This window comes from Stenotrophomonas sp. GW821-FHT09E08, assembly GCF_059416125.1.
Map to the genome: position 1 here is coordinate 27,923 of NZ_JBWKOO010000005.1, position 22,986 is coordinate 50,908.

Annotated in this window: 22 protein-coding genes; 9 read left to right on the forward strand and 13 right to left on the reverse strand. The window is 67.1% G+C overall.

Going from position 1 to position 22,986, the window contains the following annotated elements:
- Nucleotides 1-12: 12 nt before the first annotated feature.
- Nucleotides 13-1,884, reverse strand: a complete 1,872-nt coding sequence (locus AC07M7_RS08565; RefSeq protein WP_495207149.1) for an amidohydrolase — start codon at nucleotides 1,882-1,884, stop codon at nucleotides 13-15.
- A 70-nt stretch (nucleotides 1,885-1,954) separates the two neighbouring features.
- Here AC07M7_RS08565 and blaL1 point away from each other — a divergent pair, with 70 nt between their 5' ends.
- Nucleotides 1,955-2,827: a L1 family subclass B3 metallo-beta-lactamase gene (blaL1, locus tag AC07M7_RS08570; RefSeq protein WP_495207150.1), complete on the forward strand. Its 873-nt coding sequence runs from the start codon at nucleotides 1,955-1,957 to the stop codon at nucleotides 2,825-2,827.
- A gap of 135 nt (nucleotides 2,828-2,962) precedes the next feature.
- Here the strand turns inward: blaL1 and AC07M7_RS08575 are convergent, their stop codons facing one another.
- Nucleotides 2,963-3,502 carry a DUF411 domain-containing protein gene (locus tag AC07M7_RS08575; RefSeq protein ID WP_295381509.1) on the reverse strand — a complete coding sequence of 180 codons (540 nt, stop codon included), beginning with the start codon at nucleotides 3,500-3,502 and terminating at the stop codon, nucleotides 2,963-2,965.
- A gap of 477 nt (nucleotides 3,503-3,979) precedes the next feature.
- Nucleotides 3,980-6,265 (reverse strand): FdhF/YdeP family oxidoreductase, encoded by a 2,286-nt coding sequence (locus AC07M7_RS08580; RefSeq protein ID WP_495207151.1) that lies wholly within the window; start codon nucleotides 6,263-6,265, stop codon nucleotides 3,980-3,982.
- 243 nt (nucleotides 6,266-6,508) lie between these two features.
- On the opposite strand from AC07M7_RS08580, the gene fdhD reads away from it, so the two are divergent.
- Entirely contained in the window at nucleotides 6,509-7,357 is an 849-nt protein-coding gene (gene fdhD / locus AC07M7_RS08585) for a formate dehydrogenase accessory sulfurtransferase FdhD (protein WP_495207152.1), read from the forward strand.
- Nucleotides 7,358-7,395: 38 nt separating this feature from the next.
- On the opposite strand, the gene AC07M7_RS08590 is transcribed toward fdhD, so the two are convergent.
- A complete protein-coding gene (locus AC07M7_RS08590) occupies nucleotides 7,396-7,932 on the reverse strand; it encodes a carboxymuconolactone decarboxylase family protein (RefSeq protein ID WP_430766091.1) in 537 nt (178 codons plus the stop codon).
- Between the two features lie 106 nt (nucleotides 7,933-8,038).
- Between AC07M7_RS08590 and AC07M7_RS08595 the strand changes: the two genes are divergently transcribed.
- Nucleotides 8,039-8,920 (forward strand): AraC family transcriptional regulator, encoded by an 882-nt coding sequence (locus AC07M7_RS08595; protein ID WP_495207153.1) that lies wholly within the window; start codon nucleotides 8,039-8,041, stop codon nucleotides 8,918-8,920.
- Between the two features lie 91 nt (nucleotides 8,921-9,011).
- Here the strand turns inward: AC07M7_RS08595 and AC07M7_RS08600 are convergent, their stop codons facing one another.
- The 8 genes from AC07M7_RS08600 to AC07M7_RS08635 form a co-directional block, all read right to left on the reverse strand.
- Nucleotides 9,012-9,569 carry a TetR/AcrR family transcriptional regulator gene (locus tag AC07M7_RS08600; protein WP_046982539.1) on the reverse strand — a complete coding sequence of 186 codons (558 nt, stop codon included), beginning with the start codon at nucleotides 9,567-9,569 and terminating at the stop codon, nucleotides 9,012-9,014.
- A gap of 4 nt (nucleotides 9,570-9,573) precedes the next feature.
- Nucleotides 9,574-11,106, reverse strand: coding sequence for an MFS transporter (locus AC07M7_RS08605; protein WP_495207154.1), 1,533 nt, complete (start codon nucleotides 11,104-11,106; stop codon nucleotides 9,574-9,576).
- A gap of 182 nt (nucleotides 11,107-11,288) precedes the next feature.
- Nucleotides 11,289-12,038, reverse strand: a complete 750-nt coding sequence (locus tag AC07M7_RS08610) for a hypothetical protein (protein WP_032970599.1) — start codon at nucleotides 12,036-12,038, stop codon at nucleotides 11,289-11,291.
- Entirely contained in the window at nucleotides 12,038-12,667 is a 630-nt protein-coding gene (locus tag AC07M7_RS08615; RefSeq protein ID WP_495207155.1) for a DUF3299 domain-containing protein, read from the reverse strand. The genes AC07M7_RS08610 and AC07M7_RS08615 overlap by 1 nt, the downstream gene beginning before the upstream one ends.
- Entirely contained in the window at nucleotides 12,657-13,208 is a 552-nt protein-coding gene (locus AC07M7_RS08620; RefSeq protein ID WP_495207156.1) for a DUF3299 domain-containing protein, read from the reverse strand. The genes AC07M7_RS08615 and AC07M7_RS08620 overlap by 11 nt, the downstream gene beginning before the upstream one ends.
- 2 nt (nucleotides 13,209-13,210) lie before the next feature.
- Complete coding sequence (locus AC07M7_RS08625) at nucleotides 13,211-14,464, reverse strand: ABC transporter permease (protein WP_495207157.1); 1,254 nt, start codon at nucleotides 14,462-14,464, stop codon at nucleotides 13,211-13,213.
- The gene (locus tag AC07M7_RS08630) at nucleotides 14,457-15,152 is read right to left on the reverse strand and encodes an ATP-binding cassette domain-containing protein (protein ID WP_495207158.1); all 696 of its coding nucleotides are present in this window, start codon (nucleotides 15,150-15,152) and stop codon (nucleotides 14,457-14,459) included. The genes AC07M7_RS08625 and AC07M7_RS08630 overlap by 8 nt, the downstream gene beginning before the upstream one ends.
- A complete protein-coding gene (locus AC07M7_RS08635) occupies nucleotides 15,149-15,682 on the reverse strand; it encodes a ZrgA family zinc uptake protein (RefSeq protein WP_071227990.1) in 534 nt (177 codons plus the stop codon). The genes AC07M7_RS08630 and AC07M7_RS08635 overlap by 4 nt, the downstream gene beginning before the upstream one ends.
- A 32-nt stretch (nucleotides 15,683-15,714) precedes the next feature.
- Between AC07M7_RS08635 and AC07M7_RS08640 the strand changes: the two genes are divergently transcribed.
- A complete protein-coding gene (locus AC07M7_RS08640) occupies nucleotides 15,715-16,191 on the forward strand; it encodes a MerC domain-containing protein (protein ID WP_046982531.1) in 477 nt (158 codons plus the stop codon).
- A 57-nt stretch (nucleotides 16,192-16,248) separates the two neighbouring features.
- Here AC07M7_RS08640 and AC07M7_RS08645 read toward each other — a convergent pair whose 3' ends face one another.
- Complete coding sequence (locus tag AC07M7_RS08645; protein WP_428708826.1) at nucleotides 16,249-18,381, reverse strand: TonB-dependent receptor; 2,133 nt, start codon at nucleotides 18,379-18,381, stop codon at nucleotides 16,249-16,251.
- A gap of 415 nt (nucleotides 18,382-18,796) precedes the next feature.
- Here AC07M7_RS08645 and AC07M7_RS08650 point away from each other — a divergent pair, with 415 nt between their 5' ends.
- From AC07M7_RS08650 to AC07M7_RS08670, 5 genes are all read left to right on the forward strand, one after another.
- Nucleotides 18,797-19,414 carry a helix-turn-helix domain-containing protein gene (locus AC07M7_RS08650; RefSeq protein ID WP_495207159.1) on the forward strand — a complete coding sequence of 206 codons (618 nt, stop codon included), beginning with the start codon at nucleotides 18,797-18,799 and terminating at the stop codon, nucleotides 19,412-19,414.
- A gap of 111 nt (nucleotides 19,415-19,525) precedes the next feature.
- Nucleotides 19,526-19,903: a copper homeostasis periplasmic binding protein CopC gene (gene copC / locus AC07M7_RS08655; RefSeq protein WP_046982528.1), complete on the forward strand. Its 378-nt coding sequence runs from the start codon at nucleotides 19,526-19,528 to the stop codon at nucleotides 19,901-19,903.
- Nucleotides 19,904-19,913: 10 nt separating this feature from the next.
- Complete coding sequence (gene copD, locus AC07M7_RS08660; RefSeq protein ID WP_253077721.1) at nucleotides 19,914-20,798, forward strand: copper homeostasis membrane protein CopD; 885 nt, start codon at nucleotides 19,914-19,916, stop codon at nucleotides 20,796-20,798.
- A 45-nt stretch (nucleotides 20,799-20,843) separates the two neighbouring features.
- Nucleotides 20,844-21,542: a heavy metal response regulator transcription factor gene (locus tag AC07M7_RS08665; RefSeq protein ID WP_006370165.1), complete on the forward strand. Its 699-nt coding sequence runs from the start codon at nucleotides 20,844-20,846 to the stop codon at nucleotides 21,540-21,542.
- Nucleotides 21,539-22,906, forward strand: a complete 1,368-nt coding sequence (locus AC07M7_RS08670) for a heavy metal sensor histidine kinase (RefSeq protein ID WP_495207160.1) — start codon at nucleotides 21,539-21,541, stop codon at nucleotides 22,904-22,906. The genes AC07M7_RS08665 and AC07M7_RS08670 overlap by 4 nt, the downstream gene beginning before the upstream one ends.
- Nucleotides 22,907-22,986: the final 80 nt, after the last annotated feature.

Sequence of the window (22,986 nt, forward strand, 5' to 3'; positions counted from 1 at the left end):
TCAAGCCTCGGATCACGCGGCGTAGCGTCGCTCACCCTGCAGCCAGGTCTCCATCACCTTCAGCTCGAGGACGCTTGCCGGATCGATCATGAGCGGGTCGCGATCAAGAATGACCATGTCCGCATACTTGCCGTACTCCAGGCTTCCGACAATGTCGTCCACCCGGCATTGCCATGCCGCATCGATGGTCACTGCGCGCAGCGCCTGTTCGACACTGATGCACTCTTCAGGGTTCAACACTTCGCCGCCATCACGCATGCGCCGGTTCACTGCGTTGTCGATGTAGCGCAACGGTTCGATGGTGGTGACGTTGAAGTCCGAGTGCAGCGAGATGCGAAGCCCGCCCGCCAGCGCCGACCGGCATGGATCGTACAGATCGGCGCGCTGCGGACCCAGGATGTTGTCGCGGAACGCCTTTCCCCAGTAGTACACGTGCCCGATCAGGAACGAAGGCGACACCTGCAGCTCGGCAAGCTGTGTGATCTGGTCCCCATGCAGCACGCTGCAATGCTCGATGCGGTGGCGATGATCGGCACGTGGCGTGTTGGCCAGTACGGTCTTGTAGACCTTCAGGGTGGTATCGATGGCCGCATCGCCATTGGCATGGATGCCGACCTGCCAACCGAGATCGTGGGCGCGCTGCACACCTTTCGTCAGCTGCTCCTGCGTGTAGTTCAGCGAACCCCGCTTGTCCGAGCCGAGGTAGTTCTCGCGCTGATAGCCGGTCTGCGCCTGGTTGGAGCCATCGGACCAGAACTTTATACCCGTCAGGCGGAAGCGGTCATCACCGTGGCCGGGCTTCAGCCCCAGTTCGACCCAGTCGTCCATCAGGTCCGAGGTGAGAAAGCCTGAATAGCGGATCGGCGGATTCTTCGCCATCACGCGATTGAGTACCTTGAGATCGGTCACGCCTCCGGTCCCGATGCCGGCATCATGCAGGCCGGTGCAGCCGGCCCTGGCCGCGTCCGAGAACAGTTGCTGGATCAACGCGACGTAGCGATCCTCGTCGGGGACCGGCATCGCGGCCATGAACGGCTTCATCGCGGGAGACTCCTGCATCCGGCCCGTCAGCTTCCCACCCTCGCGATCGTAACGCCCCTGCTCCGGATCGGGCGTCGCATCGGTTACTCCGGCAGCGGCGAAGCCCTTGCTGTTGCTGTAGGCGACGTGTCCGTTGGATTCAAGGACGAACACCGGATTATCCGCAGCGACCGCATCCAGCGCCTTCATGGTGATCGGCTCACCCGGCATCAGCGAAGGGTCAATGCCCTGCGCAACCACCCATTCGCCGGGTTTGCTCGCACTCGCGGCGGCACCGATCTTCGACAGCGCCTCGGCCAACGTGCTGGTACTGAACGGCGTCACATCCACCCAATCGGACAGCATCGCCATCGCCGAGTGCATATGCGGGTCGATGAAGCCTGGCAGCAGCGCCCGGCCGTGCAGGTCGACCACGTCGGTCTGGCGCCCTCGATGCAACATGACTTCCTCGCGGCTGCCCGTGGCCAGAATGCGTCCCTGGCGAACCGCGATGGCCTGCACCTTGCCCTTTGGCCCGAGCGTATGGATCGGACCGCCATGGAAGATCCTATCTGCCGGCCCTGCCAGATTCGGCGGCGGCGTAGCAGAGAACGCTGCCAGCGGTACGGCCGACCCGACCAGCGCCGCCGCACCCAATCCGACCATCCCGCCCAGAAACTCGCGACGTGCCTGCAGGAATGCTGCGGCTCCTGGATTGCACACAATGCACATGCGCCTGCTCCTTCCTTGTGGTCGCTGCAGGCTACCCTGCGCAATGCGAACACGTTGCGAACTGCATCGCCCTTTCACGGCAGTTGTCGCGCCAATATTCCGGCACCCGCAACGCCGGCTTATGGCAGGCATGAGGAATCATAGAAACGGCATCGGAAAGCGCCATGCTAGCCTCGATCCACCTTCCCGATACACCTTTCACATGCGCCCGCACATGCTCGCCCTCTCGCTTGCAGCAGTACTCCCGATCGCCTACGCCAGCGCCGCCGAGGCACCACTGCCGCAGTTGCAGGCCTACACCGTGGATGCTTCCTGGCTGCAGCCGATGGCACCGCTGCAGATTGCTGACCACACCTGGCAGATCGGCACCGAGAACCTGACCGCACTGCTGGTGCAGACCGCCGAGGGCGCAGTGCTGCTGGACGGCGGCATGCCACAGATGGCCGGCCACCTGCTGGATAACATGAAGGCGCGCGGCGTCGCCCCGCAGGACGTGCGGCTGATCCTGCTCAGCCATGCGCATGCCGACCATGCAGGCCCAGTGGCGGAACTGAAGCGCCGCAGCGGCGCGCACGTGGTCGCCAACGCGGAATCGGCGGTGCTGCTGGCGCGTGGCGGCAGCGATGACCTGCACTTCGGCGATGGCATCACCTACCCGCCTGCCAATGCAGACCGCATCGTGATGGATGGCGAGGTGGTCGAGGTGGGCGGCATCGAATTCACCGCGCACTTCATGCCGGGACACACCCCGGGCAGCACCGCCTGGACCTGGACCGATACCCGCGAGGGCAAGCCGGTGCGCATCGCCTATGCCGACAGCCTCAGTGCACCGGGCTACCAGCTGAAGGGCAACCCCCGTTATCCGCGCCTGGTCGAGGACTACAAGCGCAGCTTCGCGACGGTGCGGGCGTTGCCCTGCGACGTGTTGCTGACCCCTCATCCGGGCGCGAGCAACTGGGACTACGCTGCGGGTGCCAGGGCCGGTGCCAAGGCACTGACCTGCAAGGCCTACGCGGATGCGGCAGAACAGAAGTTCGACGCACAGCTGGCCAAGGAAACAGCCGGTGCCCGCTGATTCTGTCGAGCTTGCTCGACCGAAGCAGAGCAGTCGAGCATGGCTCGACGCCACAAAGAGCAAGCCGAGGGTGGGCTCGGCTCTACATTGGGCGCGCCGAAGGGTGCCGGTCAGGACGACCGGCACCGCCGCCTGTCAGCCGCCCTGCCCGTGCTGGGCAAACGGCTCGGTGGTGCCATCGTTGCGCACCAGTTCAACGGTGTACGGCTGCACGTAGCCATCCGGCATTTCCATGCCAGGCGAGCCGGCTGGCATACCCGGCAGCACCAGGCCGCGCGCGGCCGGCCGCTCGGCCAGCAGTCGCTTGATGTCCTCGGCCGGGATGTGGCCTTCAACCACGTAACCACCGATCTCGGCGGTGTGGCAGGAGGCCTTGCCGACCGGCACACCCAGCCGGACCTTGATCGGGTTCATGTCATCAGTATTGCGCACATCCACCTGGAAGCCTTCGGCCTTCAGGTGGTCGACCCAGATGCCGCAGCAGCCGCAGCTGGCGGTCTTGTGCACGATGGCGATGGGCAGTGCCGGATCCACCTGCGACGGGCCGGCCTTGATCGGTGCCGCCGGGGCTTCGGTGGCAACCGGCGCGGCAGACGATTCTTCAGCAGCACGCGCGCAGGCGGTGGTGGCCAGCACGGTGCCCAGCAACAGGCTGAGGGAGAGAGAACGGTTCATGGTGTTGATTCCTTTGCAGATGCGGGCAACGCGGCCCGCTGCCTGCGCGTCGAAGGCACAGGCAGAGTCGAGAGTGAGTCGAGCAGCTACGGCAGGCGCTTGAGGCCTGCAGGGAATCACACGATGGGAGGGCGTAGCGGATCCGGCAACGGAGGCGGTGCGCGTTGCTGGGTGCTGGCGGGCAAAGGCGCCTCACGCCAGGGTGACGCCGGGGTTCCGCTCAGGGTGGCCAGCATGCCGAGGCTGGCCGGCGGGCATTCGCACTCATTGCTCTGGCAGACCGTTGATGCTGCCTCGTCGCAGCATCCGGGCATGGCAGCGGAATGCGGTGCGGCGCAATGGTCCGCGCTGGACTGCGCCGCGTACGAGGATGAGGCAACCGCAAGCGCCGGTGCATTCAGCACCAGGGCAAGGAGAAGCATCCATCTCAGCAGCAGGCCAGGCAGGTTCACCCGTTGATGATAGCCGATGAACGCATCACGCAATTGCCTCGGCCATCGCCCGCATCCGCACCGGAATCGACTTGGCCGCCGGGGTGCCGCTGACCCGATCGTAATAGTCCAGCGGTAGCAGCGGGTTCAACTCGGGGTAGTAACCGGCCAACGCGCCGCGCGGCATCGGGTAGTCCAGCACGGTCAGGCCCTCGATGCGTCGGTTCACGCCGTCGCCGCTGATCGTCTCCAGGCTGACCAGTGCTTCCTTCTCCAGCCCACGTGCCAGCCGGTCCTCGATGTTCATGAACAACACCATGCGGTCGTTGTAGACGCCGCGATAGCGGTCGTTGTAGCTGTAGATGGTGGTGTTGTACTGGTCGTGCGAGCGCACTGTGGCCAACCGCAGCATCTCGGGGTCATCCACGGGCGCGTCCACGTCCAGCCCCGGCATCACCAGGATGTTGGCCTTGCCGTTGGGCGTGGGCCACACGCGGCGGCGCGGAGGAATGTCCAGGTGAAAGCCGTGCGGCTGCTGGATGCGCTCGTTGAAGCCGGTGTAGATCTCCGGGTACACCGCCGCAATCAGCTCACGGATGGGTGCGTAGTCATGCATGCACCCCGCCCAGTCGACCTTGCTGTGCGGCAATGTTGCCATCGCCATGCGGCAGACGATCTCGACCTCCGGGAGCACGTCCGTGCTGACCGGTTCGAGCACGCCGCGCGAGGCGGTCACGTTCGACATCGCGTCCTCGATGGTGACGAACTGCTCGCCGGCAGGCGTAACGATGCGCTCCGAACGTGCGACCACCGGCAGGATCAGGGCATCGCGGCCATGCACCAGATGGCCGCGATTGAGTTTGGTGGCGATGCCGACCGTCAGCTCCAGGCCGCGCATGGCCTCATACGCGCGCGGTGTATCGGGCACGGCGTGGATGAAGTTGCCCCCCATACCGATGAACACCTTGGCGCTGCCGTCCAGCATCGCCTCGATCGATTCGACCACGTGATGACCGTGCTCGCGCGGCGGATCGAAGCCGAACACCTGCTGCACGCGGTCCAGATAGGCTGGCTTGGGTTTCTCGTCGATGCCGACGGTACGGTCGCCCTGCACGTTGGAATGGCCACGGATCGGCCCGATGCCTGCGCCGGGCTTGCCGAAGTTGCCACGCAGCAACAGCAGATTGGCCACCTGCTGCAGCAGGGTCGAACCATACTGATGCTGGGTCAGGCCCATGCCGTAGCAGATCACCGTGGCCTTGGAGCGGATGTAGATCTCGGCGCAGCGGCGGATCTGCGCCTGCGTGATGCCGGAGACCTGCACGATCTCGTCCCAGTCCTGCGCCATCACATCTTTGCGCAGTGCGTCCAGGCCCACCGTGTGCTCGGCCAGGAAATCGTGGTCAAGCACGCGCTCGCCCTGCGCTTCGCGCTCGAACATTACCTTCATCATGCCCTTGATCAGGGCCAGGTCGCCGCCGATGCGGATGTGCACGAACTCGCTGGTGATCTCGGTCGAACCGAACGTGGCCATCTGCACCATGTCCTGCGGCTCGGCGAAGCGGATCAGCGCGCGCTCTGGCATCGGATTGACCGCCACGATCGGGATGCCGCGTTTGCGCGCCTCGACCAGGTTGCTCATCATCCGCGGCGAATTGGTGCCGGTGTTCTGGCCGATCACGAAGATCGCCTCGGCGTGCTCGAAATCCTGCAGCACGATGGTGCCCTTGCCCACGCCGATGGCCGGCGGCAGGCCGCGGCTGGTCGGCTCGTGGCACATGTTCGAGCAGTCCGGGAAATTGTTGGTGCCGAACTCGCGCACGAAGATCGAATACAGGAACGCGGCTTCGTTGGGCGTGCGGCCGGAGGTGTAGAACTCGGCCTGGTGCGGGCTGTCCAGCGCCTGCAGATGACGGCCGATCAGGGCGAACGCCTCATCCCAGCTGCAGGGTACGTAGTGATCGGTGGACGCGTCGTAGCGCATCGGCTCGGTCAGCCGGCCCTGCATCTCCAGCCAGTAGTCGGTCTGCGCCATCAGCTCGGTGACCGTGTGCCGGGCGAACAGGTCGCGGCCGGCACGGAACTGGGTGGCCTCCCAGGCCAGCGCCTTGGCACCGTTCTCGCAGAATTCCAGCTTCTTGCGTTCGTCAGCGTCCGGGAATGCACAACTGGGGCATTTGAAGCCACCGGGCTGGTTCATCGCCAGCAGCGCCTTCGAGCCCTTGCCGATCACACTCTGCTGCAGCAGCACCTTGGCGGTGGCACCGGCGGCACCCCAGCCACCGGCCGGCTGGTTGTAGGGCTTGTAACGCGGCGGCTTCTGCTCGGACATGTTCGGGAACCTGGCGGGAGGAACACAACAATCAACGGCGCGAGACGGGCCGGATGCGGCTTCTGCAGTGCGGCCAGCCCCGCAATCAAGCACGGACAAGGCCACTTCGCCAGAGGCAGGCGCTGTTTTCGGCGCAGCCTGCCATTACAACGGTTACACCCGCGTCAGCGCCCGGCCACTGCGCTATTCTCAAAGCCGTGGGTGGTCCACCACCTGCGTATTTCCCTTGCCCGGACGCGCTGCATGCCTGAATCGACCCCGCCGCACACCCCGCCTGCCGGCACGGCCCAGCGCCCGTTGCAGCGCTGGCGCAGCGGGGGTCACCAGCAGCAGGTCGACGTGGTGGCCGAGGAAGTGCCGGTTGCACTGCGCTACAACGGCGCCGCCTTCGCGGTGATGATGGCCACGCCCTGCGACCTGGAAGACTTCGCGCTTGGTTTCTCGCTCAGCGAGGGGCTGATCACTGCGCCCTCGCAACTGCTGTCGATCGAGGTCCGCCCGCAGCTGGAGGGCATCGAGCTGCAGATGACCGTTTCTGAAGACGCACCCGGTGCCGATCTGGATCCGGCCAATGGCCGCCTGCTGCCCGGTCGCGGTGGCTGTGGCCTGTGCGGCACGCGCCAGCTGGAGGATGTGCTGCGCCCGCTGCCGCAGATCCGCGAGCGCCGCACCTATCCGCATGCCGCATTGCTGCGGGCGCTGGCCACGCTGGCGCAGCATCAGCCGATGAATGCGGTGAGTGGATCGACGCACGCTGCGGCCTGGGCCGATGCCAGCGGGCGGATCGGCTGGGTGCGCGAGGATGTGGGCCGTCACAACGCGTTGGACAAACTGGTCGGCGCCCTGCATCACAACGAGCACGCCATCGACGGTGGGTTGCTGGTGATTTCCAGTCGCGCCAGCTATGAGATGGTCAGCAAGGCGATACGTGCGGGTGCCAGCGTGCTGGCAGCGGTGTCGGCGCCGACCGCGCTGGCGATCGACCTGGCCCGCAGTGCCGGACTGTGCCTGGTCGGGTTCGCGCGGGAGAGGGGGTTCAATGTGTATACCCATCCCGAACGGCTGCAGGCGGACGACAGCCACGATAACTGAGAACGGCCGGGAGCAAGACGCCCCCGGCCTGATGGACCTCAGCGCAGCGCCACCTTGGGGAAGTCCACCGGCACGTCGAACGCCACGTTGATGTAGTTGGTGAACAGGTTAAGCGCCACATGGGCGAGGATCTCGACGATCCGCTCGTCATCGAAGCCGGCTGCGCGCAGCGCCTGCACATCACCGTCGGTGATCTGTGCACGCTGTTCAACCACCTTCAGCGCGAAGTCGAGCGCCGCCGAGGTGGCCGGATCACTGGACTGGCCGATCTGCGCGGCAGCCATCTGTTCGCTGCTGGCGCCGGCCTTTCGACCCAGCGCCGTGTGCGCCGCCAGGCAGTACTCGCAGGCGTTGCGGTTGGCGATGGCGACGGCGATCTGCTCGCCCAGCAACGGCGACAGCCGACCGCCGCCCAGCGCGCCGAACGAACCCCACATGCTCTGCAGGGCGGCCGGCGAGTTGGCCACGGCGCGGAACATGGCTGGGGTGGCGCCGAAAGCGGCGTGGACCTGGCCCAGCAAGGCCTGGCGCTCGGCAGTGGTGGCGGAGGCATCGATCAGGGGGACACGGGACATGGTGGATCTCCTTGGGAAAGCGCCCGGGATTGGACGACCTGCTCATCCTAGGTAGACTCGACGGACGCATTGGTCGTAATCAGCCGCATCTGTTGTCCATTCGTCCATGAGCATGCCCGCCGACACCTCCGCACCCGACCGCCTGTCCTCCCTTCTGGAACGCTTCCGAGTGCAGGCCGCGCTGTTCCACAGCGGTCCGCTGTGCGGGCGCCATGTCTTCGAGCCGCAGCCCGGTCGGGCGTTCCTGCACATCCTGCGCCAGGGTGAAATGGAGGTCCGTCATCCCGACGGCGATATCGCGCTTCCCCGCTTGAAGATCGACGCGCCCAGCCTGCTGCTGTATCCGCAACCGCTGCACCATGTGTTCTTCAATGCGCCGCTGGATGGCCCCGACTTCACCTGCGCCACGCTCGACTTCGATGGCGGCGCGCGCAATCCCATCGTGCAATCGCTGCCGCCGGTGATGGTGGTGCCGCTGTCCGCGATCAGCGAACTGGACGACACCCTGCATCTGCTGTTCACCGAGGCCGACCGCCAATGCTGCGGTTCGCGGCTGCTGACCAACCGCCTGTTCGAGGTGGCGTTGATCCAGATCCTGCGCTGGGTGGTGGATCATCCCGATGCGGCCGGGGTCAGCCACGGGCTGATGCGCGGGCTGTCCGATGCGCGGCTGGCACGTACGCTGGTGGCAATGCACCAGGCGCCACAGGACGAGTGGACGCTGCCGCGCATGGCCGCCACCGCTGGCATGTCGCGCAGTGCGTTCGCAGCGGTGTTCAAGGAGGTGATGCAGGCGACGCCGGCCAGTTATCTGCTGGATTGGCGGCTGAGCCTGGCCTGCGCGCAGCTGCGTGCGGGCGTGGCGGTCAAGCAGGTGGCAATCGAAGTCGGGTTTGCCGATACCGGGTCATTGTCGAAGGCGTTCCGCAAGCGGTTGGGAGCGTCGCCGCGGGCATGGCTGGCCGCGAGCGCAGCGCAGGCTGGGTAGAGTCGACTATCGCGCGAAGCGCGGGATTTTCGTGAGCAGCCGACCAGCGGTCGGCTCTACCAAGAGCGATATCCGCGCGTCGGTCGACGGCTCAGCTGGACAGTCCGTCGTTCTTTGCCAGCAGCCCGGCGATCCGCTCCGCTACCTGGGCGCGCACACTTTCATCCAGCTGCCCTTCGTACATCGCTTCGTAGATCCACAGGCCATCGGCCGCCAGCCGCGCTACGAAATTGTCGAGCGCGGCCGGATCCTGTTCCGCGGCCGACGGCGGCAATGGCGCCCAGCGCCGCACTGCCGGTCCCCACGGACGCTCGTCGGCGTCCGGGTCAGCCGATTCAAGCATGAACATCAACTCGGCACGAGTAGCGCTCTGCGCCGACACACGCACGAAGGTCTGGTAGCGCTCCAGCGCCGTGGCCTCGCCTGCGGTCTTGCCCAGCAGCGACTCCATCGACGCTTCCCAGGCCTGCACCAGATGCTCGTCGATGCCGCGCAGCAGCGCTTCGCGCGACGGGAAGTGGTACAGCAGGCCGCCACGGGTCAGCTTGGCCTCGGCGGCCACCGACTCGAAGGTCACCGCGCGCACGCCGTCACGATTGATCACGTTGACGGCGGCGTCGAGGATGCGGTCGCGCTTGCTGGTTCTCATCGCGTCATTTTACGCGATCGGCCGCACCCTCGCGGCCACCGACGCGCCCCCGCAACAGGCGCGCGATGATCGCCGCGCCCACTGCCAGCATCACCGTGATCACCAGCAGCACGATCTGGTAGCCACGGTCATATGCAGCCGCAGCCAGCGCGAACCACTCGCCCTGCCCGCTTTCGCGTGCGGCATGCAGCGCCTGGGTGAAGCCGTCGCGGGCAAGCTCGGGCATGTCCGCCGAGACCGGCAGGAAGGCGCCGTACATTGCCGCACTCAGGCTGCCCAGCATCGCCACCGCCAGCAGGCCACCAAACTCGTAGGACACCTCTTCCACCGACGAGGCCATGCCCGCGCGGTGTGCCGGCACATTGTTGAGGATGGCGGTGGATGCCACCGAGATGGCCGAGCCCATGCCGAAACCGGTGATCGCCATGCCCGCCACCACCCAGCCGAGGCCGTGCGGGAAGCCGAACGCCACAACACCGACACCCACGGCGCCAGCCGCCAGGCCACCGCAGATCAGCGGGCGCAGGCCCACGCGGTGCAGGATGCTGCCACCCAGCAGCGCACTGGGCAGGCTGCCCAGCGCCGCCACCGATACCAGCAGGCCTGCCTGCAGCGGTGTGAAGCCTGCCACCAGCTGGAAACGCTGGGTGGTGACCAGCTGCAGGCCAGCCATCGCGAACAAGGTGAATACCGCCGACAGCGTGCCGGCCAGGAACGCCGGATTGCGGAAGATCGCGAAGTCCAGCAACGGGTACGGCAACTGCCGCTGGCGACGTGCAAACGCCGCGCCGCTGATGACGGCCAGCAGCAGCGCACCGGCACCCAGCGCATACGACGGCGGCGTGGCGATCAGCGACTTGATGGCCAGCACCAGGCCGGACAGCGCCGCCAATGCCAGCAACGAAGACACCAGGTCCCACGGCCGCGAGGTATCGCGCTGGCCTTCCGGTGCCAGCAGCAGGGTTGCAACGAAGGCCACCACCACCACCGGCACGTTGATCAGGAACACCGAGCCCCACCAGAAGTGCTGCAGCAGCCAGCCGCCGATGATCGGACCCAGTCCCGCACCGACGATGGCCACCGAGCCCCAGATGGCGATGGCAATGTTGCGCTCGCGCTCTTCGTGGAAGCTCAGGCCGATCAGCGCCAGCGTGGCCGGCATCATCGCCGCCGCACCGACCGCCAGGAACGCACGGGCGGCGATCAGCTGCGCGGCGCTGTCAGCGAAGGCCGCCGCCAGCGAGGCGGTGCCGAACACCACCAGGCCGATCAGGAACATGCGGCGGTGACCGATGCGGTCACCAAGCGTACCGGCGCCCAGAAGCAGGCCGGCCATCACCAGCGGATAGGCGTTGATGATCCACAGCGCCTGGCCGGCACTGGCCGAGAGTTCCTCGGTGAGGGTGGGCAGTGCGGTGTACAGCACGGAGTTGTCGAGGGTGACCAGCAGCAGGCCGGCGGCGACAGTGAACAACAGTGCCCAGCGACGGGCACGCGACAGGGCCGGAGCGCCGGCCAAGGGCTGGGACAAAGCCATGGGGAAACCTGATGGGGGTGGAGCACCGTCATAACTATACAGGATGTCCTGTATAGTTATGAGAAGGCCGCCAGACGTTCAGATTTCGTCCCGGGTAATGTTCATGTTCCGGAGAACGGTAGCGCCGGGCCGTGTCCGGCGAACGGGGTACCCGCAACAAGGCCGCCGAGTATGGCCCCGCTCTACCGACAGTCTTCCGGCAACGCGACGATCGCCGACACCACCGCTGCCTGCATGCCCTGCCCCACGGCCATGTCCAGCTCCCCGCCCGTTGCCCCATGTTGGCGCCGCAGTTCGTCCTCGCACAGGCCGCGCACCCGCGCACGCGCATTGGCGCGCAGGCTGCTGCAACGCCAATCGGTGCCCCCCAGCGGCAGCACCGAATACACCACGCTGTTGCAGGCGTTACCGGCGCGCTGCTGCAGCGACAGGCCGCCGAAATCACGCGGTTCGCTGCTGCGCTGCGGATCGAAATAGCTGTCCGGGAAGGTGCGCGCGTACTGTTCGATGTCCACCTGCATGCTGCGCCCACCGGCCAACGGCATCTGCAGCGGCTGGCCACAACGCGTGGCGTCTGCACGATGCTGGATGTACTGGTAGATCGGCCGGTCCAGCGTTGGATCCTGCTGGGTCACCGCACTGACCGCCGCCAGCACCGGCAACGATGCACGATTGGCCATGCGCGCCAGCAGCCCCGTCTGTGCCGGCTGGCAGCGGTCGCGCAACGTGGCCGCCAGCAGGAACAGCACATCATTGCGAAAGGCGTGGTCTTCGCCCAGGCGTTGCTCGATGCGCTGGCTGGCATCGGCTGCCGGTGCCGGAAACGCGACCGCCGGAGGCTCTGGGACTACGGCGCGCCGCTGCCAGCACACCGCCAACGCTACGCCTGCTCCCGCCAACACCACCGCAGCGATGATCCAGCGCGCGCGCATCAGTTGTGGATCGCCGTCAGCGACGCCGCTGCGGCGTCGTAGGACGCGCTGGCGATATCCGCATCGAAGCGCTTGACCTGCAGGCGACCGGCCAACCGGTACGGATCCCACAGGTCGCCCAGCGCGATCGGCGTGGCCAGGGTCACATGGATGATCTGGTTCGGCGGCGGTGGCGGCACATGGATGCAGGCCCCGTAGAACGGCACGAACAACAGTTCGTCGACCAGTCCTGCGTCGTTGGTGCCCAGCGGCACCACGTAGCCATCCAGGTCAACGGCGCGGCCATCGGCAGTTTCGGCCACCTGCGATGAACCGAACTGCTTGGCGCGGTCCGGGCTGGAATGGTCGATCTCCTGCCCCGGTGGCGTGCCCGAGCCGGTGTCGTCGATCAGCCCGCCGACCCCGTCCATGCCATTGCGTGACAGGCCGATCTGCGGCGGCGGCCGCTGGTAGGTCACTTCGTCGGGCCGCAGTGCATCCCAACGGTCGATGGGCGCTTCGGTCGTGGCCGGCTGCGCCGCTGCCGGTGCTGCCGGTGCTGCGGCGACGGTGGTGGCGCCCCCACCCGCCTGCGTACACCCCAGCAAGCCCAGGCAACACGCCAATCCGATCAGGACGCTACGGTTCATACGGCCTCAGCTGCGCATCGCGCATGGTGTAGGCGGAGCCGGCCAGATCATCGTCCAGCCGTTCGGCGCGCAGGATACCGGCCAGGAAGAACGGCGAATACATGTCCGGCATCTCGATCGGGCGCGGCAGCACCACGTGCACGATCTGGTTCGGCGGTGGCGGCGGCACATGGATGCAGGCGCCGTAGTACGGCACGAACAGGAATTCGGTCAGCCGCCCGTCCTGCGCGTTGGCCAGCGGCACCACGTAACCCGGCAAGCGCACCGGCCGCTGCAGTACGGTGTCCACGGTGCGAAACGTACCGAACTGCGGCATGCGCCGGTTGCCGTTGTGCTCGACCTCCGGGCCCTCGCCGCGCTCCAGCGCCCCCAGTTCTTCCTTCGGCATCATCTGCAACCAGTCCAGTTCCTGTTCCTCGGCAGCTGCCGGGACATCGCGATCGACCACCGGTGACGGTGGCAGCGCCTGCACGCCGGTATCGACCGGGCGTTCGCAGGCGGTCAGCACCAGTAACATTGGCAACAGCGGCAACCAGCGCATGCTCAGCCCCCGGGTGACAGGCCATCGGCCAGCGTGCGCCGATAGGCCAGCAGCGCCGGCACCAGGCCGGCCACCGCGCTGATCGCCAGCACACCCGCGACCCACGCCAGTTCGCGGCCATCCGGCCAGATGTGGGTGATCGATAGGCCAAAGTTGGCCAGCGCCCAGCCACGCCCGGCCAGGCTGGCCACCACCAGTGCGGCCAGTGCGAGCACGCAGGCAAGCGCGCTGGTTGCCACCGCCTCCACCACCAGCAGGCTGGCGATATAGCCCGGGCGTGCACCGATCGCACGCAGCACCGCCATCTCGCGCCGTCGCTCCTGCAGGGTCGAGACCAGCAGCGCCACCAGCGAGACCATGCCCAGCAGCACCACCATCGCACTGATCAGCTGCAGTGCCCGCTCGGCGGTGCCCAGTGATTGCCACAGCTGCTGCAGGGTTACGCCGGGCAGGATTGCCAGCATCGCCTCGTCCGGATACTCGTTGATCCTGCGCTGTACCGAGAACGTGGCAATGCGCGAGTTCAGCCCGAGCATGAAAGCGGTGATGCTGGTCGGGGTCAGGTCCAGATGGCGCGCCTGCTCGGCGCTGACGCTCTGGCTGCGCAGCTGCACGCCGGAGCGCCAGTCGACATGGATCGCCTCGATGGCCTGCAGCGAGACCAGCACCGAGGAATCAACCGGCGTGCCGGTGCGCTGCAGGATGCCAGCCACACGGAACGGCTTGTCGGCATGCGTGGCCAACGTGACCGCGCCGGTGCCATGGGCCAGCACGATCTCGTCGCCGAGGCCGACCTTCTGCGCGCGCGCCACCTCTGCGCCGATCACGGCGTCGTACAGGTCGTCGAACGGCCGCCCCTGTGCAAACGCCAGCGCATGCCCCGCGCCGTAGCGGTAGTGCTCGAAGTAGCCGCCACTGGTGCCGACCACCCGGTAGCCGCGCCACGAATCGCCCAGCGACAATGGCACCGCCCACTTCACCTGCGGCAGCGAGGACAGCTCCTGGTAGGACTGCCAGGACACGTTGTTGGTCGGGTCACCGATGTGGAACACCGAATACAGCAGCAGGTTCACCGGCCCGGAGCGGGCACCGACGATCAGGTCAGTGCCTGAGACGGTGCTGGCGAAACCTTCGTGCGCCTGCGTGCGCACGCGCTCAACACCGAGCAGCAGCACCACGCTGAGGGTGATCACCAGCACGGTGAGGCTGACGCACAATGCGCGGCTGCGCAGGCTGGCCCATGAAAGTTCAAGCATGAGTGCCACCTGCGTGATTGATCTGCGACAACGCGATGGTGCGGTCGAACAAGGGCTGCAGGCTTTCATCGTGGCTGACCACCAGAACCGTGGTACCGGCGGCCCGGCACTGTGCGGACATCAGCTGCAGGAAGGCGGTCGCGGCTTGGCGATCCAGCGCCGAGGTCGGCTCGTCGGCCAGCAGTACTGCGGGGCGGCCGATCAGGGCGCGTGCGGCGGCCACGCGTTGCTGCTGGCCGACACTCAGGGTACCGGCCGCACGCTTGGACAACGCCGGATCCAGCTGCAGCGCTTCCAGCAGACGCAGGATCTCGTCGTCCAGCGGCCCGCTGATGCGCTCACTGCGCACCGGAGAAAAGCGCAGGCCCAGCGCGATGTTGTCGCGCACGCTGAGGAACGGCAGCAGGTTGAACTGCTGGAAGATCACGCCCAGCTGATCGGCACGGAAGCAATCACGCGCGGCACCCCGCATCATCTGCAGCGCGTGACCGGCCACTTCGACGCGCCCCCAGCCGGGAAGCAGGACGCCGGCCAGCAGGCCGAGCAAGGTGCTCTTGCCGCCACCGCTCACTCCACGCAACAGCACGCTGCTGCCCTGCTCTATCAGCAGCTGCGGGATATCCAGCACCAGGCGTGTTGCGTAGCCGAACTGCACATCCTCCAGGGCGATCACCGCTGGCGTGCTCACGGCGCCAGCACCACGCGCAGGTTGTCGGCACTCAGCACGCTGCGGTCCTGGCCGTTGGCGGTCGCACTGTTGACGATGACTTCGTGCAACCCGGGGAACAGCACCGGCAGGCGCACGACCAGGGCGCGCAGTGCACTCGGATTCGTGCAGCGATACTGCAGGTTGGCAGTGAAACCGGCGTGGCGATGTTGCCCGGCCGCTGGCACAGCGGCGGTCGCAGCGAAGCCTTCGGCACTGGCGTCACTGCTGGCCAGGCGGCAGTTGGCGGCGGTGGGCAGGGTGACCCAGCTGCCGCCCTTCAGCAATGCCGTGGCGCGCGACAGTGCCGCCTGCTCGGTCGCGTTGGCGGGCGGTCGCTCGAAATCAAGAATGCCGATACCCGGCGCCTGCAGGGCGAACTCCAGCGTTCCCTGGTCGAGTGCGAGATCGACGGTGGCCTGGCCGTGCACGTGCGGTGCATGCTGGCGGACATCGTGTGCCTGCGCCGCGTTGGCAGCCAGCAGCAGGAAAAGAGCAGCAGGAAGCTTCATGGGGGAGACTCCAATTGTTACTATGTAACATAATGGACCACATCCCCCCGACCCCCGCAAGGGCTCTGGCCCAGCCGCCAACTTCGGCACGCTGGCATCCCCGTTTCGATCTGGCCGGTGCCTGGCTGTCGCTGGCCTGCGCCGCCCATTGCATCGCCCTGCCACTGCTGCTGGCCTTCGTGCCGGCGGCAATGATGGCGCTGCGCTCGTTCCAGCACCCCGGCCACGGCGTGATGACGCTGCTGTTGATGATGTCGCGCTGGGAATGGTTGTTCGCATTGATGGCCTCGACACTGGCGCTGGCCAGTACCACGGCCGGACTGTACCGGCATGGGCGCTGGCTGCCGGTGCGGCTGGCCGTGGTTGGCGCGATCCTGCTGGTGTCAGCGTCGCTGTACCTGCCGTTGAAGGAATCGCTGCTCTGGCATGGCGTGGCTACTGCCTGCGGTGGCGTGCTGCTGGCATGCGCGCACATCGGCAACCGGCGGGCGTTGCACGTCCACCGGTAGCGCCGGCCACTGGCCGGCGCCCCGCAGATGCCGGCCAGCGGCCGGCACTACCTTTGCTCAGAAGCGGTAACCCACTTCCGCGCCGAAGATGCGCGGGCTGTCGACCGGGCCGTAGTAGTTGCCGTCGCGGCCGAAGGCCAGATTGTCGAAGATCAGGCCATTGATGCGCCGCTTGTTGGTCAGGTTCTGCACGAACACCCGCGCGCTCCACGGCCCGGTCTCATAGCCCAGCTGAGCACCGAGCACGGCCACTGCGGGCTGGAACGCGCGGTTGCGTTCATCCAGTGCACTGGAGCCGGTGAACTGCGATTCCAGCCGAGCATAGATGCCCGAGTCGAACTGATAGCGCGCCGCCAGATAGCCAGTGTAGTGAGGGGTCAGCTTGACCCGCTTGCCATCCAGGTTCTGGTCCACGCTGACCCACAGCTTGGTGTACTTCGCATCGACGTAGCCCACATTCGCCATCAGGGTGAAGCCCGGCAGCACTTCGAACACGCCCTCCAGCTCGGCACCACGCGAACGGATCGAGGCATCCGAACCTACGTAGTCCGACGAGATCGGGCGGCCGTTGGCATCGGTGGCCACTTGGATCTCCTGCCAGTTGTCCGAGGTGATGTGGAACAGCGCGCCACCGATGTGGCCACGCCCGCCGGCCAGGTTCATCTTGAAGCCCAGCTCATGGCTCCACATGCGTTCGGACTCATAGCGCAGCACCTTGTCATTGACCACATCGCTCTGCGCCGCAGCCAGATTGAAGCCACCCGGAATGTAGCCCTTGGCCGAGGCCGCGTAGAAGGACAGGTCGTCAGTGGCGTCGTAGCGCAGCGACACCCGCGGCAGCGTGGCCGAGAAGGTATGCGCCAGCGCGGCATCGCGGTACAGCACGCGGCCACCGGCGCCCAGATCCAGCGCACCGGCACGCTGTTCGGTGGAGCGCCGTGCCTGCTCATGGCGCAGGCCGGCGCTGGCGGTCAGCTTCGGCAATGCCGGGAAGGTATAGCTGGCGGTGGCGAAGACGCTGTAGTCCTCGCCCTTGGAGGTCTGCCGCGGCGCCAGGTTGTAGCTGTCCAGCCCATGCAGCGCCGGGCCGACGAAGGTGCCGAGGATCGAATCCTTGCTGTTGCGGTAGGTCGACACACCGGCCATCCAGGTCAGCGCCTGGTCGCTGGGCGAGCTGAAGCGCGCCTCGGCCGTCCATTCCTTCTTCCTGTCGTAGATGCGACCGGCCAATGCCGGGCTGTTGGTCATGTCGAAGTCGTAGCCGGCCGAGGTCACCTCCTCGTCCCGCCAGGAAGCGGCCACGTCCAGCGTGCCGGCCTGCAGCTGCCATTGCGCACTGAGGCCAGCCACCGTTTCGTCCTTTTCGGTGCGCTTGGGCGCGTCGTTGATGTAGGTGAAGTCACCGGCACGGCGGCCGCCATTGAGCGATGTGCCGTAGGTGCGGTTGTAGAGGCCGGTATCCAGCGGCAGGTATTCATACTCGAACATGCCCGGCGCGCGGGTGCGCAGGTGATAGGCCAGCGCGTTCACCGAAACGTAGTCGCTCGGCCGCCAGCGCAGCTTGCCCTGGAGGTAGCCTTCGCCGACCTTGCCGCGCGCACCGGAAGGCGTGAGGTTCTTCAGGTAGGCGTCCTCATCGGAGCCCATGAACGCCACCGAGCCGGACAGGCTGCCCGTCTTGTTCAGCGGCCCTGCCAGGAAGCCATCGAGAGCGGTGCCATTGCCGTTGCCGAACCAGGTGCTGCGCAGGTTGACCTCGCCTTCGCGCTTGTCCGCAGGACCACGCGTACGCACCAGCACCAGGCCGGATTCGCTGTTGGCGCCATACAACGTGCCCTGCGGACCGCGCAGCACCTCCACCGACTCGACCTGGTTGAGCACGGCATTGCTCAGTTCGCGGAACGGAATGCCGTCGATGTAGACCGAGGCGCGGTTGACCAGGAATGGATTGGACTCGATGCCGCGGATCGAGATGAACATGTTGCTGAGCTGGCCCATCGCATTGAACTTGACGTTCGGCGCGAGCTTGTCGAGGTCACGGAACTCGGTGACGCCCGCTTCCTTCAGCGCCTGCCGATCGAGCACCGTCACCGACAGATCGCTCTTCAGGTAAGGGGTATCGCGCTTGGAACCGGTGACGCGGACACCGTCGAGCGTGGTCGGGTCGGCCTGCTGGGCAAGGGCGGGCAAGGCAGGAACGAGCAGGGATGCTGCGATGAGCGCGGCAGCAGGCGTGGACGACTTCAAAGCGGGAACCTCGACGGATGGAGTGGCGGACGCGCGGGCGGCGGCAGCGCGGGACAAGAGTGTTATCCTGTAACATTCGCGCCCCGCCGCCACTCCATTTCCGGCAGCGCCGCTCCATTCCCGGATCCGTGATGCCCGCCCTCACCGACCAGTTGCTGCAGGAAACCCGGTCGCAGGCCCCTGCTGCCTACGCCAGCGATGACGGGGCGGTGGTGCTGCTGCGCCATCGCTTCGAGGCCAGCGAAGGCGAGATGGGCCATCCGCACCAGCTTCGCCTGGGCCTGGCCGTGGGCGGCTGCAGCAGCGCACCCTCAACGGCCTGCTGCAGGCGCCGTGGCGGCCCGGCCAGTTCAATCTGGTGCTGCCGGGAGACACCGGCACCTATGCCAGCCCCGCAGTCGATCTGCTCGGCATCGCCATCGATACCCGCCTGCATCCGCAGGATCCGCAGCGGTTGCAACACCTGCAGCCGCTGGCGGCGCGGCTGCACCACGACCCGGTGATCACTTCGGTACTGCAGGCGTTGTGGTGCAGCGCGCAGGCCGATGTCTGCCTGCCAGGCTTCCTGGAGCATGGCGCCCAGGTCCTGCTCCACCGCCTGGGCCAGCTTGCCGGGCTTGCCTGCACGGAACGCGGCAGGGACACGGCACTGTCCACGCGGCGGCTGCAGCAGCTGGAGGCCTACATCGATGCACAGCACGGCCAGCCTCTTGAAGTCGCACAGTTGGCCGCTGCGGTGCAGATGGACCCGTCCACGTTCGGTCGTGCGCTGCGCGCCGCCACCGGTCTGCCGCCCTATGCGTTCCTGACCCGACGCCGCATGCAATGGGCGCGCGGGGCACTGGCCCAGGGATGCAGCGTCACCGAGGTTGCGCTGGCCAGTGGCTACGCCAATCCCAGCAAGTTCAGCGCAGCCTTCCGGCGTGTGGTCGGTTGTTCGCCTTCGGCCTGGATCGCGCAGTCACGGGCCCGGTAGCGCCGGCCGCGGGCCGGCAGCCAACATTACAGACCGGTAATGTTCGCGTCAGGGCAGCGAAAGGCGCGCTGCACCACCCTGAGCGCAACTTCCCGACAGGCGTTCCCGCACATGACCCGCGCCCTGCTCCGCCCCACCTCGCTCGCCCTGCTGCTGTCCGGCCTTGCGGTCGCACCGCTGGCGCTGGCCCATCCCAGCCTGGTGCGTGCAACGCCGGCCGCCGACGCCACCGTGGCCCCGGCCAGCCAGATCGAACTGCAGTTCAGTGAAAAGGTGATGCCGCGTGCCACCCGCATCGAACTGAGCATGGACCATGGCCGCATGAAGATGGCGATGCCGACCACTGCGCAGGAGATCTCCGAGGACGGCCACACCCTGCGCGCGCGCTTCGCCAAGCCGCTGCCTGCCGGCACTTACGCCCTGCAGTGGCGCGCGGTCGGCCAGGACAGCCATCCGATCACCGGCAACTACCGCTTCACCGTGAAGTAAGGCCGCTGCTGTGGCCGAGCTTTCGCCGTATGCGCTGCGGCTTTCGCTGTATGCCGTGTTGATGCTGCTGTTCGGGCGGATGCTGTTCGTCCGGCCCGGGCTGCCGCACGGCGTCTCGCTGACGCTCACCGTGATCGCGTTGGTACTGGTCATCACCGACGCGGTGACCCGGTTGTCCGGCGTGCTTGGCATATCGCCGGCCGACATCGACGGCGAGACCGCGCGCTGGTTTCTTGCCGGTACGCCGGTGGGTGAAGCGGGCCTGCTGCGCCTCCTGGCCGTACTGGCAATGTTGCCGCTGCTGGCCATCAACCGCCCCGTACAGGGCCTGCGCCGCCTCGCACTGCTGGCACTGTCTGCCAGCGCATTGGCCAGCCTTTCCTGGAATGGCCATGCCGCCGCCAGCGACGGGCTTAGCGGCACGCTTCGGCTCGGCGCCGGCATGCTGCATCTGCTGGCCGCCGGCGCCTGGGTCGGGGCGATCGCCGCCATCCTGCAACGGGCGCTGCGGCGGCAAGGACCGGGGCTGCACGAGCGCACCCACGAACTGTGGCAGGCCGCGCACGGATTCGCGGTACCCGGCACGATCATCGTCGCCACCTTGGCGATGACCGGGACCTACACCTATGTCGATCTTGGCGGTTCCGTGCAGAACCTCACCGGCACCGCACATGGGCGCTGGCTGATGATCAAGCTGGGGCTGGTGGGTGGCATGCTGGGGCTGGCCGCGCTGCATCGCTGGCGGCTGGTACCGGCGCTGGCCGTTTCCATCCGCGGCGGCTGGCAACCCAGGCCACTGCGTTCGCTGCGCCACAGCCTGGCCTGCGAAGCGGTGCTGGCGCTGCTGGTGCTGGCCTGCGTTGCGGTACTCGGCACCCTGGACCCGGTGGCATGAACCGCCGCTGCCGACCCACCCGCAAGCTGCGATGATGGCCGCACCATGAAACTGCTGATCGTCGAAGACGAACCCAAGACCGGCAACTACCTGCGCCAGGGCCTGATCGAGGCCGGCTATGTGGTCGATCTCGCCAGCAACGGCATCGACGGGCTGCACCTGGCCGAGAGCGGCGAGTACCAGCTGGTCATCCTCGATGTGATGCTGCCCGGCCTGGATGGCTGGACCGTGCTGTCGCGGCTGCGTGGAGCCGGCTGGCCGCTGCCGGTGCTGTTCCTGACCGCGCGCAGCAGCATCGCCGACCGCGTGCAGGGCCTGGAGCTGGGCGCCGATGACTACCTGGCCAAGCCCTTCGCTTTCGCCGAGCTGCTGGCGCGCGTGCGCACGCTGCTGCGCCGTGGCCAGGCGGTGCCGCAGGTGGAACGCATCGTCATTGCCGACCTGGTGGTGGATACCCAGCGCCGCCGGGTGGAGCGTGGCGGCCAGCGCATCGCGCTCAGCCAGAAGGAGTACACCCTGCTGGAGCTGCTGGCACGGCGCCGTGGCGAAGTGCTGCCGCGCTCGCTGATCGCCTCGCAGGTGTGGGACATGAACTTCGACAGCGACACCAATGTGATCGACGTGGCGATCCGCCGCCTGCGCGCGAAGATCGACGATGATTTCGCCGACAAGCTGATCATTACCGTGCGCGGCATGGGCTATGTGCTGGAGGCGCCGGACGACGGCGCCGCGCGCAACGGATGAGCCTGCGCCGCTCCATCGCGGTGCGGCTGACGCTGCTGTTCGCCACCGTGGCCACGCTGGTGCTGGCGGCACTGGGCGTGGCGATCTATGTCAGTGCCCGTCACGATCTGGTCGCACAGGATTTCACCGAGCTGGAGAACAAGGTCGCGTTGATCAGCGACCTGGCCGGCAATGGGCCTGCGTCCGTTCGCGGGCAGCGACTGGCAGAGGCGCTGAGCCACCATCCCGACATCGCCTTCCATATTGTGGATGCGCGCGGCACCGTGCTGTTCTCCACCGCGCCGGCGCTGCTGCGCGAACACGCCCGCAGCCAGCCTATCGATAGTGCCTTCCGGCGGCACGACTGGATCCTTGCCGACGGAACGTGCATGCATGCGCTGCACCTGCGCCAGACCCTGGCCGACGGCAGCCAGCTGCTGATCCTGCTGGCCATCGACGATGCCCGCCACGCCGACTTCCTGCAGCGTTTCCGCCACCTGCTGGCGATCGCCATCATCGGTGCCGCCGTGGCCAGCAGCCTGCTGGGTGGCTATGTGGTGCGGCGAACGCTGCGGCCGCTGCGGACGCTGGCCGATGAAGCCCGTCAGATCACCGCAGGGCGCCTGCAACGGCGGTTGAACGCCCGCAGCGCGCCGGCTGAGCTGGAACAGCTGGCGCAGACCCTCAACGGCATGCTGGCGCGATTACAGCAGGACTTCGCGCGCCTGACCGAATTCTCCGGTGACCTGGCCCACGAGCTGCGCACGCCGATCACCAACATGCTGACCCAGGTACAGGTGGTGCTGGCCCACCCGCGCAGCAACGAGGCCTATCGCGAGACGCTGGCCTCGTGCGCCGAAGAACTGCAGCAGTTGGCGCAGACCGTGGGTGACCTGCTGTACCTGGCGCAGGCCGAGGCGCCGGGGGCACTGCCTTCGCGCGAGCCGGTGGCGCTGGATGCGGTGGTGGATTCGCTGCTGGAGTTTTACGAACTGCTGGCTGAGGACCGGCAATTGACCCTGTGCCGCGACGGCGTGGCGAGCGTGGAAGGCAACCGTTTGATGCTGCACCGGGCGATCGCCAATCTGCTGTCCAACGCGTTGAAGCACGCAGCCGTGGGCAGCGAGGTGCGGGTGGAGCTGGTCGAGGGCGATGGCATGTGCAGGGTCAGCGTGCACAACCTCGGCCCGCCGATTGCCGAAGCAGCACTGCCGCGCCTGTTCGATCGCTTCTATCGCGGCGAGCGTGGCCGCCACGAAGGTGCTGGACTGGGCCTGGCGATCACCCGCGCAATTGCACAGGCGCATGGCGGAACGGTAAGCGTGACCTCCGATGAAACCGGCACCGTGTTCGAGCTGGTGCTGCCGAGCGCCGCAACCCCGTAATACCGGCCGCTGGCCGGCAGCCTTGGCACACCCAGCGTATTGCAGTTGCCGGCCCCCGGCCGGCCCAACCCAGCGGGCTT

Coding starts and splice junctions, on each gene's coding strand:
- AC07M7_RS08565 (WP_495207149.1), bottom strand. CDS start 1,884: ATGCCTGCCATAAGCCGGCGTTGCGGGTGCCGGAATATTGGCGCGACA.
- blaL1 (WP_495207150.1), top strand. CDS start 1,955: ATGCGCCCGCACATGCTCGCCCTCTCGCTTGCAGCAGTACTCCCGATC.
- AC07M7_RS08575 (WP_295381509.1), bottom strand. CDS start 3,502: ATGAACCGTTCTCTCTCCCTCAGCCTGTTGCTGGGCACCGTGCTGGCC.
- AC07M7_RS08580 (WP_495207151.1), bottom strand. CDS start 6,265: ATGTCCGAGCAGAAGCCGCCGCGTTACAAGCCCTACAACCAGCCGGCC.
- fdhD (WP_495207152.1), top strand. CDS start 6,509: ATGCCTGAATCGACCCCGCCGCACACCCCGCCTGCCGGCACGGCCCAG.
- AC07M7_RS08590 (WP_430766091.1), bottom strand. CDS start 7,932: ATGTCCCGTGTCCCCCTGATCGATGCCTCCGCCACCACTGCCGAGCGC.
- AC07M7_RS08595 (WP_495207153.1), top strand. CDS start 8,039: ATGAGCATGCCCGCCGACACCTCCGCACCCGACCGCCTGTCCTCCCTT.
- AC07M7_RS08600 (WP_046982539.1), bottom strand. CDS start 9,569: ATGAGAACCAGCAAGCGCGACCGCATCCTCGACGCCGCCGTCAACGTG.
- AC07M7_RS08605 (WP_495207154.1), bottom strand. CDS start 11,106: ATGGCTTTGTCCCAGCCCTTGGCCGGCGCTCCGGCCCTGTCGCGTGCC.
- AC07M7_RS08610 (WP_032970599.1), bottom strand. CDS start 12,038: ATGCGCGCGCGCTGGATCATCGCTGCGGTGGTGTTGGCGGGAGCAGGC.
- AC07M7_RS08615 (WP_495207155.1), bottom strand. CDS start 12,667: ATGAACCGTAGCGTCCTGATCGGATTGGCGTGTTGCCTGGGCTTGCTG.
- AC07M7_RS08620 (WP_495207156.1), bottom strand. CDS start 13,208: ATGCGCTGGTTGCCGCTGTTGCCAATGTTACTGGTGCTGACCGCCTGC.
- AC07M7_RS08625 (WP_495207157.1), bottom strand. CDS start 14,464: ATGCTTGAACTTTCATGGGCCAGCCTGCGCAGCCGCGCATTGTGCGTC.
- AC07M7_RS08635 (WP_071227990.1), bottom strand. CDS start 15,682: ATGAAGCTTCCTGCTGCTCTTTTCCTGCTGCTGGCTGCCAACGCGGCG.
- AC07M7_RS08640 (WP_046982531.1), top strand. CDS start 15,715: ATGGACCACATCCCCCCGACCCCCGCAAGGGCTCTGGCCCAGCCGCCA.
- copC (WP_046982528.1), top strand. CDS start 19,526: ATGACCCGCGCCCTGCTCCGCCCCACCTCGCTCGCCCTGCTGCTGTCC.
- AC07M7_RS08665 (WP_006370165.1), top strand. CDS start 20,844: ATGAAACTGCTGATCGTCGAAGACGAACCCAAGACCGGCAACTACCTG.
- AC07M7_RS08670 (WP_495207160.1), top strand. CDS start 21,539: ATGAGCCTGCGCCGCTCCATCGCGGTGCGGCTGACGCTGCTGTTCGCC.